The following is a 13,146-nucleotide window of genomic DNA, read 5'->3' as shown; positions in this document are numbered from 1 at the left end:
AAGGCTCAGTTCGCTGCCTGCGCGCGGGCGCGCTGCACCTCGTAGGCCTTGAGGTGCACATAGGCCACGCGCAGCACCGAGGGCACGGCGGGTGCCGGCTGCGGTGCGCGGCTCAGCAGGTCGCCGAGGATGTGGTCGGCCTCGACGGCACCGCCGCGCGCGAGGTCCTTGTACATCGAGGCGGTGATCGGCGAGCCAGCCGCGGTCATGAAGGCGTGGCCGCGCTCGACGGCGCCGGGGCGCACCGTGAAGCCGTTGTGCGCGGCGATGGCGGCGCATTCGTCGAACAGGGCCAGCGCCACGTCCTGGCCGCCCGCGGCGACCACGTCGCCGATGGAGCCGCGCATCAGGCTCGTGAGGCCGGCGATCGAGGCGATGAAGACCCACTTCTCCCACATGTCCTGCAGCACGTTGTCGCTGGCCTTGGCCTCGAAGCCGGCACCCTCGAACTGCTGCTGGATCGCCTGGATGCGCGGCGGGATGCCGCCGGCGCGGTCGCCGTAGGTGAGGCCGTGCGAGTCGTTGAGGTGCAGCACCCGGCCCTCGTCGTCGAGCGTGGCCGAGATCAGGCACAGGCCGCCGAGCACGCGCGCCTCGCCGAAACGCTCGACCAGGGCATCGATGTGCTGCATGCCGTTGAGCAGCGGCAGGATCACCGTCTCGGGGCCGACGGCGGGCGCGAACGAGTCCATGGTCGATGCCAGGTCGTAGGCCTTGCTGCCGACCACGACCACGTCGTAGGGGCCGCCGATGTTCTCGGCCGACACGTGGGGCGGCGAGGGAATGTGCAGGTTGCCCTGCGGGCTCTGGATCACGAGGCCGGTGGCCGCGATCTGCGCCGCGCGCCGCGCGCGCAGCAGGAAAGTGACGTCGCGTCCCGCCGCCAGCAGGCGGCCACCGAAATAACCACCGAGTGCGCCGGCACCCACCACCAGAAATCTCATCGCGCTTGCTCCTGAATCAGACAAAGAACCGGCGGCGATGATGCCGAAGATCGCGCGAGGCTGCTCTACGCTCCTGGCTTCTCCAGCAGGCGCTGGCGGGCAAAGGGCGAGAGGTCGAGCGTGCTCGCGCGGCCCAGCACATGATCGGCGATGGCGTCGCCGAGACCGGCCGAGTGCTTGAAGCCATGGCCCGAGCAGGCCGAGACCACCAGCACGCCGGGCAGGCCGTCGAGCGCGTCGATGACGAAGCGGCGGTCGGGCGTCACGGTGTACATGCAGGCGCGGGCCTTGAGCGCGCGGCCCTCGATCTGCGGGAAGCGCCCGGCCACGCGCTCGCGGAACATCGCGGCGCTTTCCTCGGGCCGCACGCTGCGGTCGATGGCGTCGGGCGTGGTGGCCTCCACGTACTGCTCGGTCGCGACCTTGAGCGCGGGCTGCGCGGGGTCGGAGGAGGGAAAGCCGTACATGTAGTCCTCGGGCCCGTCGCCGAACATCCAGATGAAGACCGGGAAGCGGCCGGGCGCGAAGTCGGCGGCGGCCGCGCCGGTGTCGAACCAGTGCATGACCTGGCGGTGCACCGAGAAGTCGCGCTGCCAGTCGGCGCGCGCCTGCCGGCCCAGGAACTCGGGCAGCCAGGCACCGGCCGCGACCACGACGCGCCCGGCCTCGAAGCTCGCTGTTTGGGTGCGCACGCGCACGGTGTCGCCGTTGCCCACGGGCTCGACGGCCAGCACCTTCTCTCCGGTGCGCACCTGCGCGCCCGCGGCGCGCGCCACCGCGAGCTGGGCCTCGATCGCCGCCTCGGGCCGCACGAAGCCGGCCTCGCCCTCGTGATAGCCGATCTCGTCGCCCTGCAGCTGGAACTGCGGGAAGCGCGCGCGGATGCCGGCCGCGTCGAGCACCTCGTGCGCGATGCCGAAACGCTCGGCGCAGGCGATGGTGCGGCGCACGAAGTCGGGCTTGCCGTGGTGCTCGGCCACCCGGCCCTGCGGTGCCAGCACCAGGCCGCCGGTGGTGGTCATCAACGACTTGCCGGTGCGCGCCTCGAGCTCGCGCCAGATGGCGTGCGAGCGCTGCACGAAGGGCACGCACTCGTCGCCTTCGCCGATCGCGAGCCGCGTGATGCGCGAATCGCCATGCGAGGAGCCGAGCTCGTGCGGCGGCGCGAACTGGTCGATGCCGAGCACGCGCGCGCCGCGTTGCGAGAGCTGGTGGAGCGTGGCGGCGCCGAGGGCGCCGAGGCCGATGACGATGACGTCGTGGTGGGAGCTGGAAGTCAAGAGGGCAGCGGTGTCAGACGAGGTTCAGGTCCAGGAAGGCGTCCTTCACCTCGATCGGTTTGGGAATGAGCTTGAGCTGCGCGAACACGTCGGCCAGCCCCTGCTGTTCGCGGGCGATGGCCGGCGTGAGCGCGACCACGCCATATTGACGCCGTTCGGTCGCGAGCGCCAGCACCTTGGGCTCGACCTTGAGCTGCGGCGCCAAGGTGGCCACCACCTCGGCGGGATGGGCCTGGGCCCAGTCGTTGGTCTTGCGCAGCTCGGCGAACACGGTGCGCAGCAGCTCGGCATTGGCGCGCGCGAACCCGGGCTGCGCGAAGTGGTAGGTGCGGTTGCCGCTGAGGCCGGTGCCGTCGAACAGCAGGCGCGATTCGGTGGCCTGCTGCGCGCCGGCGAGGAACGGGTCCCACAGGCCGATGGCCGCCACGCTGCCCGACTGGTAGGCCGCCACCGTGTCGGAGGCGGTGACGATGTAGACCGGCTCGATGTCCTCGTAGCGCAGGCCGGCGGCCTCGAGCGCACGGATCAGCACGTACTGCGTGTTGTAGCCGCGGCCCGTGACCACCTTCTGGCCCTTGAGGTCGCGCACGGAGCGGATCGGCGAATCGCGTGGCACCAGGAAGCCGACGCCGCCGGGGTAGGGGCTCTCGGCCGCGAGGTAGACCAGGCCCTTGCCGCTGGCCTGCTGGAACACGCCGATGCCGTCGGAGGCATGGCCGAAGTCGATGGCACCGGCGGCCAGCGCTTCCGACAGCTGCGCACCGCCGAGGAACTCGGCCCATTCCACCTTCACGCCCGCGGGCGCGAGCGCCTGTTCGAGCCGGCCCGTGCCCTTGAGGATGTTGAGCGTGTTGAACTTCTGGTAGCCGATGCGCAGCGTCTTGGCGTGGGTCTGGGCGAACAGCGGCGTGGCGGCCGCGATGGCGACGGCGGCCGCGCCGGTACGCAGCATGGCGCGGCGCGAGAGGAGGGAGGTCATGGGTGAATGGCGAGAGCTGAAAGGGCGGCGACTCTACGGCCGGCGAGCGCGGCGCGCGACGAAGCTTTTCGCATTTGCTCATGCGCCGGCCGGTGCGGTCCCCGCGCCATGGGCTTTTTGATAAAAGGTCTTGAACGCTTCGCATAATCGCCAGCGTCATTCGACACTCCGTCACTACGACTCTCTCATTCAAGGAGCTTCATTCATGGCCCAGACCCGGATCGCCGTCATCGTCGGCAGCCTGCGCAAGGACTCGTTCAACCAGAAGCTGGCGCTCGCGCTGGCCAAGCTGGCGCCCGAGGACTTCACCTTCGAGCACGTGCGCATCGACGACCTGCCGCTGTACAACCAGGACGACGACGGCAACCAGGCGGCGTCGGTCAAGCGCCTGAAGACCGAGATCGCGGCGGCCGACGGCCTGCTGTTCGTCACGCCCGAATACAACCGCTCGGTGCCCGGCGTGCTGAAGAACGCGATCGACCATGCCTCGCGCCCCTACGGCCAGAGCGCCTGGGCCGGCAAGCCGGCCGGCGTGGTCGGCATCTCGGTCGGCGCCATCGGTACCGCGCTGGCGCAGCAGCACCTGCGCAACGTGCTGGCCTACCTCGACGTGCCCACGCTCGGCGCGCCCGAGGTGTTCCTGCAGACCAAGGACGACCTGTTCGACGACAAGGGCCACATCGGCAACGAAGGCTCGAAGAAGTTCCTGCAGGGCTGGATGGACAAGTACGTGGGCTGGATCAAGAGCCACAAGGCGGCCTGAGCACGGCCGGCCGGCTGGCTCCTCAATAGAGGATCACCAGCACGGTCTCGCCGCCGAAGGCCTCGTCGCGGGCCACGGCGGCCGTGACCGGCTTGCTGACCGCCTTGCCGTCCTTGGTCCGGGGCGGCAGCGTCGCGTTCAACTGCACATAGCGCACCTGCGCCGGCGCGGCGGCGAACTCGGCCACCGCGCGCAGCGAGGTGGCGCCGGGCGGCGGCGCCACCGCCTGCATCTGCTGGTTCACGCGCTGCGAGAGTTCCTGCAGCGCCTTGAGGTCGCCGCGCGCCGCCGCGGCCTGCAGCTCCTGCTTGATCGAATCCATCGACTTCATCGCCGCCTCCTGCTGCTTGCGGCCGGGCACCTGCGAGCCGTCGAAGCTCTTCTGGCCCTTGGCCACCAGCTGCAGCACCTGCTCGGGCGACAGCCGCGTGGTGAAGACCGCGCGGCCCTCGCGCGCGTCGCTCGCGAACGGGCGCCAGCGCAGCGTGGCCGCGTCCTTCGCGCCGACCGCGCCGGCCAGGCCCAGCCGCGTGGCGTCGGGTTGCTCGTCGGGCACCAGCGCGCCGAAGCCGTTGCGCTGGCCGGCGCGCATCCACGGTGCCAGGCCCTTGCGGAAGCGATCGTCCTGCACCTCGAGCATCTGGCGCGCGATCGCGCGCACGCCGGGCGAGGTGTGGTCGAGCGCGGCCAGCACCGCCTCGCGGTCCTCGGGCGAGCCGATCTTGGCCAGCCGGCGCAGGCCCAGCTCGGCCAGCATCGGGAAGCGGGCGCGCGCGGCGCTGCGCAGCACCTCGCGGTCGATCTCGCCGCGCGACTGCAGCACCTGCAGTTCGCCGTAGAGCGCCAGTTCGAGCTCGGCGCGCAGGCCGGGGCAGGCGGCGTTCCAGCGGCCGTCGACGCACTGGGCCTCGAAGCGCGGCAGCACCTGCTCGGGCGGGATCTCGGTGCGCGGGCCGCCGATCAGCAGCGCGGCGCTCAGCAACAGGGCTTCGTTCATGGCGATGACTCCGGATGTGGGCTCATTGGGTGGCGCGGCGCATCGCGCTGCCCTTGGCCTTGACGTTCTTCGTCAGGGTGACGATCTCCTCGGGCGTCGGCACCACCATGCTGTTGTCGGGCTTGCGCACGTTGGTCGAACCGGCCCACTGGCACTTGCGCGCCAGCGCCGCGATGGCGTCGCGCAGCACGCGCACGCCGGCGTCGTAGGCCTGGGCGTCGCTCTGCACGAACCATTCGACCGACTCGACCGACTTGTCGCCGGCCTTGTAGGCCGCCGTGCAGGCCTTGATGTGCGTGTTCTCGTGCTCGATGGTGAATTCGGCCAGCGGCTTGCACAGCTTCTGCCGGATCTGCTGCTCGGTCACCGGCCGTGTGGCCGGCGACTGGCCCGGGCGCGGAACGTACTCCACGAGCTGGCAACTGCCGCCGCTGATCACCGTGCCGAAGGAGGGCGCCGCGGCCCCGGCCGCGCCGGCGTCGCCGGCCGGCGGCGCGAGCACGCCGTACAGGTTGCCCTGCATCGCCGTGGTGAGCGCGTTGGTGGCCTGTGTCTGCATCGCCTCGATGCTCAGCGGGTAGTAGGCCTGGGCGATCCAGCTCTGGAACTTGGCGCGCAGGAACTCCTGCTCGAGCATTTCGCGGTACAGCCGCGGCAGGTCCTGGCAGCGGTCGCAGTCGGGCGCGGCCTGGGCGGCGGCGCAGCCGAGCGCGAGCGCCAGCGCGGCCAGCGCGCGCGAGGGGCGTGGAAGCAGCTTCACGGTGGGGAGCTCCTGGAGGGAAGGGAGGGGGACGGCGCTTCGTCGCTGGCCGCCAGCGAGATCGCGAGCGCCAGTGCCTGGGTGCGCGGCGCGTCGGCATCGAGGGCCAGGGCGGTTTCGACACTGCGACGCGCCTCGGCATCGCGGCCCGCGGCGGATTCGGCCAGCGCGCGGTTGTGCCAGGCGCGCGGCGACAGCGGCGCGCGTTCGGTGGCCTCGCGCCAGAGGGCAGGTGGGTCGGCCCAGGTGGCGGCGCGCCAGGCGCAGGTGGCCGTGAGCGCGGCCAGCAGCACGAGGCCCCATCGCGCGCGATCGGGTCGGCGCAGCCAGGCCGCGAGCATGGCGCCCAGCGCGAGCGACGGACCGATCCAGGCGGGGTACAGCGGCTTTTCCACGATCCAGTCGAGCCGCGCGATCAGCGTGTGCGTCGGCGCGAGCATGGCCAGCGGCCACAGCAGCGCCAAAGTCGCGAGCGGCCAGCGCCGGCGCAGCGCGAGCGCGGCGAGCAGCAGGCCCGCGAGCGCGAGAGCGCCCGGCAGCATCGCATTCGCCCCGGGCGCCGGGTGCTCGACCGACAGCGCCCACGGCCGCAGCCACAGCGCGAGCGACAGCGGCAGCGCGGCGGCATGCCGGGCCAGGGCCTCGAAGGGATCGGCCAGCGCGAGCGAGTAGCCGGCCAGCTCGCGCAGCCGGGGGCCGAAGGTCCAGAGCAGCGCGGCGCCGGCGAGCGCGGCGAACGCGGGCCAGGCCACGCGCCGCGCGATGCGGCCGGCCGTGGAGCCGGGCCGGGTCGCTTCCCAGAGCGTCAGCAGCAGCGGATAGACCAGTGCCACTTCCTTGGCCGACACCGCGAGCGCGAATGCGAAGAGCGACAGCGCCTCGAAGACGGCGCGGCGCGCCAGGACCAGGCCCTCGCGCCAGGCATGTTCATGGGCCAGCAGCGCCAGCACCAGCCCCAGCGTCATCAGGCCGGTGGAACGTCCGCTCGCGAAGCTCACCACCGCCGCGTGCGCGGGCTGCAGCGCGAACAGCGCGGCGGCCAGGAAGGCTGCCAGCGGATCGGCCAGCCGGCCGAGGGCCAGCCGCCACACGGCCAGCACGGTGGCCGTGTGCAGCGCGAGGTTGGTGGCCAGGAAGCCGGTGCCCTCGAAGCCCCACAACGCATGGTCGGCGACGTAGCTCAGCCGCAGCAGCGGCCGGAAGCCGTTGGCCAGCCGCTCGCGCAGGGCCTCGCCGCCGGCCGTGGCCGGGTCGAGCACGATGTTGGGCAGGTCGTCGTACTGGAAGCCGCCGGCCAGCCCGGCGGCCCAGGCGGCGAGGCACAGCGCCAGCAGCGCGACCGCCGCCATGGGCTCGGTCGCGGGAAGAAGAGGGATGCGGGAAGCCGGAAGGCGGGCTGCGGGCATCCGGCGATTCTGTCGAGCGCGCCGCGCGCCAGCCATTGGCCGAAGCGCCTATGTCAGCCGTGATGTCGCCCACAAAAAAGCCGGCGCTTCGGCCGGCTCGTCGTTGGGTGCGCCGCGAACGGCGCGCCGCCATCAGGCCGCGAGGGCCGCGACGCTCTGGTTCGCGGCTTCGGCGGTCGCCGTGCCGATGTCGCCGCGGGCCGAGGCCAGCGCGGCGTTCTTGACCGCGTCGCCCATGCCGAGGCCCTCGGCGCGCACGAAGCGCACGTCGGTGATGCCGAAGAAGCCGAAGATCACCTTCAGGTAGCTCTCCTGGTGCTCGGTGGCCTGGCCGCCTTCGGTGGTCGAGTAGATGCCGCCGCGGCTCGAGGCCACGATCACGGTCTTGCCGCCGGCGAGACCGACCGGGCCCTTGTCGGTGTACTTGAAGGTGCGGCCGGCCTGCGCGAGGCGGTCGATCCAGGCCTTGAGCTGGCTCGGAATGGTGAAGTTGTAGAGCGGGGCGCCCACGACCACCACGTCGGCGGCGAGGAACTGGCTCACCAGCTTCTCGGACAGCGTGTTCTCGCGCTGCTGGGCCTCGGTCGGCTGGGCCTGCACGCCGGTCTTGATGCCGAGCGCGTCGGCGCTGAAGTGGGAGGGGGTGTCGACCGCGAGGTCGAGGTACTCGACCGTGGTGTCGGGATGGGCGGCGCGCCAGGCGGCCACGGTTTCGGCCGTCAGCAGGCGCGAGGTGGAGTTGCCGCTGAGGATGCTGGAGTCGATGTGGAGCAGCTTCATGGTGTTGATCGCTTTCTTTCTTTCGATGTCGGCGCTCAAAAGTGGCCGGCGTGGTCAGAATTCTATTTTTGGTGCGAGTGGGTGATAAGTAGGTAAAAATAAGCCACATCGTTTCAAAAACAGGACAGTAAAGCCATGCAGGACCTCAACGACATGGTGTTCTTCGCCGAAGTGGCCGAGCGCGGCGGCTTCGCGGCCGCGAGCCGGGCGCTGGGCATTCCGAAGTCGCGGCTGTCGCGGCGCGTGGCCGAGCTCGAGGAGCAGCTCGGCGTGCAGCTGATGCAGCGCAGCACGCGGCGGCTGTCGCTCACGCCGGCCGGCGAGATCTACCTGCGCCACGCGGCCTCGGTGCGCGACGCGGCGCGCGCGGCCTCGGAGGCGGTGGCCCAGGTGCAGACCGAGCCCAGCGGCCTGGTGCGGCTCAGCTGCCCGGTCACGATCTCGCACAGCGGGCTGGCGCAGGTGCTGCCGAGCTTCCTCGAGCGCTATCCGGCGGTGCGCATCGACATGCGGGTGATCAACCGGCCCGTCGACCTGATCGAGGAGGGCATCGACATCGCACTGCGCGTGCGGCCCCAGATCGAGGACAGCGCGACGCTGGTGGCGCGCACCTTCGGCACCAGCCGCGGCGTGCTGGTGGCCACGCCCGAGCTGGTGCGGCGGCTCGGGCCGATCGAGGGGCCGGACGATCTCGCGAAGCTGCCGACGGCGGCGATGTCGGTCAATGGGGAAGGGCGCAGCGAATGGCGGCTCGAGGGGCCCAAGGGCCGGATCCACGTGCATTCCCACACGCCGCGCTACGTGGCCGACGACCTCGCGACGCTGCAGTACGCCGCGCTGGCCGGGGTGGGCGCGACCCTGCTGCCCGACTACATGTGCCGCGCCGACCTCAACGAGGGCCGGCTGACCCGGGTGCTGTGCGACTGGGGACCGGCGCCGGTGATCGCGCACATGGTGTTTCCGGCGCGGCGCGCGCTGGTGCCGGCGGTGCGGCGGCTGATCGACTTCCTGGTCGAGCACCTGGAGCATGGGGCGCACCGCATGTTCTAGGCGGCTTCAAGGTCCCGGATCGCCTCGTTATGCAAAAAACGTCATAACCAAACAATCAGATATTCGTTTGGCATCCTTGGCGGGGTTCGGACAATCCAGGTCTTCCATTCCATCCGAGGAACGACCATGGCAACCCTCCGTCTCGGCGACACCGCCCCCGATTTCACCCAGGATTCCAGCGAAGGCCCGATCAAATTCCATGAATGGGCCGGCGATTCGTGGGTCGTGTTCTTCTCGCACCCGGCCGACTTCACGCCCGTGTGCACCACCGAACTCGGCAAGACGGCGGCCCTGTCGGGCGAATTCCAGAAGCGCGGCGTGAAGCCGATCGCGCTGAGCGTGGACCCGGCCGACAAGCACAAGGAATGGATCGGCGACATCAACGACACGCAGAACACCACGGTCAACTTCCCGATCGTGGCCGACGCCGACCGCAAGGTGTCGGACCTCTACGACCTGATCCACCCGAACGCCTCGGCCACCGCCACGGTGCGCAGCGTGTTCATCATCGATCCGAAGAAGGCGATCCGCACCATCATCACCTACCCGGCCTCGACCGGCCGCAACTTCGACGAGATCCTGCGCGTCATCGACTCGCTGCAGCTCACCGACAGCCACAAGGTGGCGACGCCCGTGAACTGGAAGGACGGCGACGACGTGGTCATCATCCCGAGCCTGCAGGACCCGGCCGAGATCGCCCAGCGCTTCCCCAAGGGCTACAAGGCGGTGCGCCCCTACCTGCGCCTGACGCCGCAGCCGAACAAGTAAGCCGGCGGCATCGGCCCAGGCCCGTCACCTTCGCATGCAGACCCGCATCGTCATCGTTCCCGGCTGGCGCGACTCCGGCCCCGGCCACTGGCAGAGCCTGTGGCAGGAGCGCATTCCGGGCGCCGCGCGCGTGCAGCAGGACGACTGGGCCTCGCCGCGGCGCGAGGCCTGGGTGTCGACGCTGGCGCGGCTGGTGCTCGCATCGCCGCAGCCGGTGGTGATCGCGGCGCACAGCCTGGGCTGCATCGCCACGGCGCACCTGCCGGCGGAGGCCGCGGCCCGGATCCAGGGCGCGCTGCTGGTGGCCCCGGCCGACCCGGAGCGCCGCGCCGTGCTGTCGGACTTCGCGCCCGTGCCCTATGCGGCGCTGCCGTACCGCAGCATCGTTGTGGCCAGCAGCAACGATCCCTTCTGCCCGATCCGCCTTGCGGGCGCATATTCGCGCGCCTGGGGCAGCGAGTTCGTTCGCATGCAGAATGCGGGCCACATCAACGTCGACTCGGGGCACGGGGAATGGCCGCTCGGCCTGGCCCTGCTCCAGTCGCTGACCGACGAGCCCGCCGCCTGACCGGCGGGCCGTGATTTTTCAGAAACCTTGGCAACCACATGACTTCCAGAATCAAGACCTTCGCCGCCGTGCTCGCGCTGGCGTCCTCCGCACTCGCCGGCAGCAGCGCCCTGGCCCAGGGCACCGGCCTGCTGAACGCCTCGTACGACGTGGCGCGCGAGTTCTACAAGGACTACAACGCGGCCTTCACGGCGCACTACAAGAAGGCCACCGGCAAGGACGTCAAGATCGACCAGTCGCACGGCGGCTCCAGCGCCCAGGCGCGCGCGGTGGCCGACGGCCTCGATGCCGACGTGGTGACCATGAACACCTCGACCGACATCGACTTCCTGGCCAACGCCGGCGTGGTCGCCAAGGACTGGACCAAGAAATTCCCCGAGAACGCATCGCCGACCACCTCGACCATGCTGTTCCTGGTGCGCAACGGCAATCCCAAGGGCATCAAGGACTGGGACGACCTCGTCAAGCCCGGCATCCAGGTCGTGATCGTCAACCCCAAGACCGGCGGCAACGGCCGCTACGCCTACCTGGCGGCCTGGGGCTACGTCAAGAAGAAGGGCGGCACCGACGCCCAGGCGGCCGAATTCGTCGGCAAGCTGTTCAAGAACACGCCGGTGCTGGCGCGCGGCGGCCGCGATGCCACCACCGCCTTCCTGCAACGCAACATCGGCGACGCGCTGATCACCTTCGAATCCGAAGTGGTCTCGATCGACCGCGAATTCGGCACCGGCAAGGTCGACTCGGTCTACCCGTCGATCAGCATCGTGGCCGAGAACCCCGTGGCCGTGGTCGAGCGCACCGTCGCCAAGAAGGGCACCGGCGAACTCGCCAAGGCCTACCTCGACTGGCTGTACTCCGAAGAAGCGCAGGAAATCGCCGCCAAGCACGCGCTGCGCCCGCGTTCGCAGACCGTGCTCAAGAAGTACGCCGCGACCTTCAAGCCGCTGCAGCTGTTCACGGTGCAGGAGCTGTTCGGCAGCCTCGGCGAAGCGCAGAAGGTGCACTTCAACGACGGCGGCCAGTTCGACAAGCTCTACACGCCCGGCGCCCGGTAAATGAGCGGGGCAAGCTCCTCGGCGCTGTCCTCACCGGCAGCGCCGTTTTCGCGTGCGGTCGGCGCTGGTGGCGCCAAGCGCGTGCTGCCCGGCTTCTCGATGACGCTGGGTTTCGCGGTCTTCTACCTCTGCCTGATCGTGCTGATCCCGCTGTCGGCGCTGGTCTTCAAGACCTTCACGCTGAACTGGGACCAGTTCTGGGTCGCCGTGACCGCGCCGCGCGTGCTGGCCTCGTACCGGCTGACCTTCGGCGCCTCGCTGCTCGCGGCGCTGGTGAACCTGGTGTTCGGGCTGCTCGTGGCCTGGGTGCTGGTGCGCTACAAGTTCCCGGGCAAGCGCATCGTCGATGCGCTGGTCGACCTGCCGTTCGCGCTGCCCACGGCCGTGGCCGGCATCTCGCTGACTGCGCTGCTGGCCGGCAACGGCTGGGTCGGGCAGTACCTCGAGCCGCACGGCATCAAGCTCGCGTTCACGCCCGCGGGCGTGGTGATCGCGCTGATCTTCATCGGGCTGCCCTTCGTGGTGCGCACGGTGCAGCCGGTGCTCGAAGACGCCGAGAAGGAACTCGAGGAAGCCGCCACCTCGCTGGGCGCGACGCGGCTGCAGACCTTCACCAAGGTGATCTTCCCCTCGATCGCGCCGGCGCTGCTCACGGGCTTCGCCATGGCCTTCGCGCGCGCGATCGGCGAGTACGGCTCGGTGATCTTCATCGCCGGCAACATGCCGATGATCTCGGAGATCACGCCGCTGATCATCATCGGCAAGCTCGAGCAGTACGACTACGCGGGCGCCACGGCGGTCGCGCTGGTGATGCTGGTGATCTCGTTCCTGCTGCTCTTGGTCATCAACGGCCTGCAGGCATGGCAGCGTCGCCGCGCGGGAGCTTGAGATGAGCGCACCTACCAAAGTCATCCGCCGCACCCAGGCCGGCACCACCGAAGCCGCCTGGGTCCGCTGGCTGCTGATCGGCCTCGCGCTGGTCTTCATGTTCCTGTTCCTCGTGCTGCCCCTGGCGGCCGTGGCGACCGAGGCGCTGCGCAAGGGCCTCGACGCCTATCTCGAGGCGCTGAAGGAACCCGACGCCTGGAGCGCGATCCGCCTGACCTTGATCACGGCCGCCATCGCGGTGCCGCTGAACCTGGTGTTCGGCGTGGCCGCGGCCTGGGCCATCGCCAAGTTCGAGTTCCGCGGCAAGGCTTTCCTCACCACGCTGATCGACCTGCCGTTCGCGGTGTCGCCGGTGGTGGCGGGCCTGATCTACGTGCTGGTGTTCGGCGCCCAGGGCTGGTTCGGCCCGTGGCTGGCCGCGCACGACATCAAGATCATCTTCGCCGTGCCCGGCATCGTGCTGGCCACGGTGTTCGTGACCTTCCCGTTCATCGCGCGCGAGCTGATCCCGCTGATGCAGGCGCAGGGCACCGACGAGGAACAGGCCGCGATCGTGCTCGGCGCGAACGGCTGGCAGACCTTCTGGCGCGTGACCCTGCCCAACATCAAGTGGGGCCTGCTGTACGGGGTGATCCTGTGCAATGCGCGCGCCATGGGCGAGTTCGGCGCGGTGTCGGTGGTCTCGGGCCACATCCGCGGCCAGACCAACACCATGCCGCTGCACGTGGAAGTGCTCTACAACGAATACCAGTCGGTGGCCGCCTTCGCGGTGGCCTCGCTGCTGGCGATCCTGGCGCTGGTGACGCTGGTGATCAAGTCGGTGATCGAGTGGCGCCACGAGCGCGAGATGAAGGCGATCGCCGAGTTGCCGCCGGAGCGGCCGACGGCGGCCTAGGAAGAAAGAATTT

At 70.2% G+C, this 13,146-nt stretch carries 14 protein-coding genes; 7 read left to right on the top strand and 7 right to left on the bottom strand.

From position 1 onward, the window contains the following. Nucleotides 1-5: 5 nt before the first annotated feature. From KV106_RS02425 to KV106_RS02415, 3 genes are all read right to left on the bottom strand, one after another. Nucleotides 6-944 (bottom strand): ketopantoate reductase family protein, encoded by a 939-nt coding sequence (locus KV106_RS02425; RefSeq protein ID WP_261205917.1) that lies wholly within the window; start codon nt 942-944, stop codon nt 6-8. A gap of 65 nt (nt 945-1,009) precedes the next feature. Continuing rightward, nucleotides 1,010-2,224, bottom strand: coding sequence for an N-methyl-L-tryptophan oxidase (gene solA / locus KV106_RS02420; protein ID WP_261205916.1), 1,215 nt, complete (start codon nt 2,222-2,224; stop codon nt 1,010-1,012). Between the two features lie 13 nt (nt 2,225-2,237). Then, a complete protein-coding gene (locus tag KV106_RS02415; RefSeq protein ID WP_261205915.1) occupies nt 2,238-3,203 on the bottom strand; it encodes an aliphatic sulfonate ABC transporter substrate-binding protein in 966 nt (321 codons plus the stop codon). A 205-nt stretch (nt 3,204-3,408) separates the two neighbouring features. Between KV106_RS02415 and KV106_RS02410 the strand changes: the two genes are divergently transcribed. After that, on the top strand, nt 3,409-3,966 hold the full coding sequence (locus KV106_RS02410) for an NADPH-dependent FMN reductase (RefSeq protein WP_057593371.1): 558 nt from the start codon (nt 3,409-3,411) through the stop codon (nt 3,964-3,966). A 22-nt stretch (nt 3,967-3,988) separates the two neighbouring features. Here the strand turns inward: KV106_RS02410 and KV106_RS02405 are convergent, their stop codons facing one another. The 4 genes from KV106_RS02405 to KV106_RS02390 form a co-directional block, all read right to left on the bottom strand. Beyond that, on the bottom strand, nt 3,989-4,963 hold the full coding sequence (locus tag KV106_RS02405) for a hypothetical protein (RefSeq protein ID WP_261205914.1): 975 nt from the start codon (nt 4,961-4,963) through the stop codon (nt 3,989-3,991). Nucleotides 4,964-4,985: 22 nt separating this feature from the next. Beyond that, nucleotides 4,986-5,723, bottom strand: a complete 738-nt coding sequence (locus KV106_RS02400; RefSeq protein WP_057593369.1) for a hypothetical protein — start codon at nt 5,721-5,723, stop codon at nt 4,986-4,988. After that, entirely contained in the window at nt 5,720-7,129 is a 1,410-nt protein-coding gene (locus KV106_RS02395; RefSeq protein WP_261205913.1) for a hypothetical protein, read from the bottom strand. The genes KV106_RS02400 and KV106_RS02395 overlap by 4 nt, the downstream gene beginning before the upstream one ends. Before the next feature lie 132 nt (nt 7,130-7,261). Next, nucleotides 7,262-7,909 carry an FMN-dependent NADH-azoreductase gene (locus KV106_RS02390; protein WP_203205853.1) on the bottom strand — a complete coding sequence of 216 codons (648 nt, stop codon included), beginning with the start codon at nt 7,907-7,909 and terminating at the stop codon, nt 7,262-7,264. Nucleotides 7,910-8,044: 135 nt separating this feature from the next. Here KV106_RS02390 and KV106_RS02385 point away from each other — a divergent pair, with 135 nt between their 5' ends. The 6 genes from KV106_RS02385 to cysW all read left to right on the top strand — a co-directional run bounded on the left by KV106_RS02385 (nt 8,045) and on the right by cysW (nt 13,133). Further along, on the top strand, nt 8,045-8,959 hold the full coding sequence (locus KV106_RS02385) for a LysR family transcriptional regulator (RefSeq protein WP_057593367.1): 915 nt from the start codon (nt 8,045-8,047) through the stop codon (nt 8,957-8,959). A gap of 126 nt (nt 8,960-9,085) precedes the next feature. Then, nucleotides 9,086-9,727, top strand: coding sequence for a peroxiredoxin (locus tag KV106_RS02380; protein WP_057593366.1), 642 nt, complete (start codon nt 9,086-9,088; stop codon nt 9,725-9,727). Nucleotides 9,728-9,761: 34 nt separating this feature from the next. After that, nucleotides 9,762-10,295 carry an RBBP9/YdeN family alpha/beta hydrolase gene (locus KV106_RS02375; protein WP_261205912.1) on the top strand — a complete coding sequence of 178 codons (534 nt, stop codon included), beginning with the start codon at nt 9,762-9,764 and terminating at the stop codon, nt 10,293-10,295. A gap of 38 nt (nt 10,296-10,333) precedes the next feature. After that, nucleotides 10,334-11,350, top strand: coding sequence for a sulfate ABC transporter substrate-binding protein (locus KV106_RS02370; RefSeq protein WP_057593364.1), 1,017 nt, complete (start codon nt 10,334-10,336; stop codon nt 11,348-11,350). Beyond that, nucleotides 11,351-12,238, top strand: coding sequence for a sulfate ABC transporter permease subunit CysT (cysT, locus tag KV106_RS02365; RefSeq protein ID WP_261205911.1), 888 nt, complete (start codon nt 11,351-11,353; stop codon nt 12,236-12,238). A 1-nt stretch (nt 12,239) separates the two neighbouring features. After that, nucleotides 12,240-13,133, top strand: coding sequence for a sulfate ABC transporter permease subunit CysW (gene cysW / locus KV106_RS02360; protein ID WP_261205910.1), 894 nt, complete (start codon nt 12,240-12,242; stop codon nt 13,131-13,133). Nucleotides 13,134-13,146 lie beyond the last annotated feature (13 nt).

This window comes from Variovorax endophyticus, from assembly GCF_025376855.1.
In the GTDB taxonomy this organism is placed as follows: domain Bacteria; phylum Pseudomonadota; class Gammaproteobacteria; order Burkholderiales; family Burkholderiaceae_C; genus Variovorax.
Note: the sequence above shows the minus strand (reverse complement) of the source record. Positions and strands in the feature narration are given on the sequence as shown.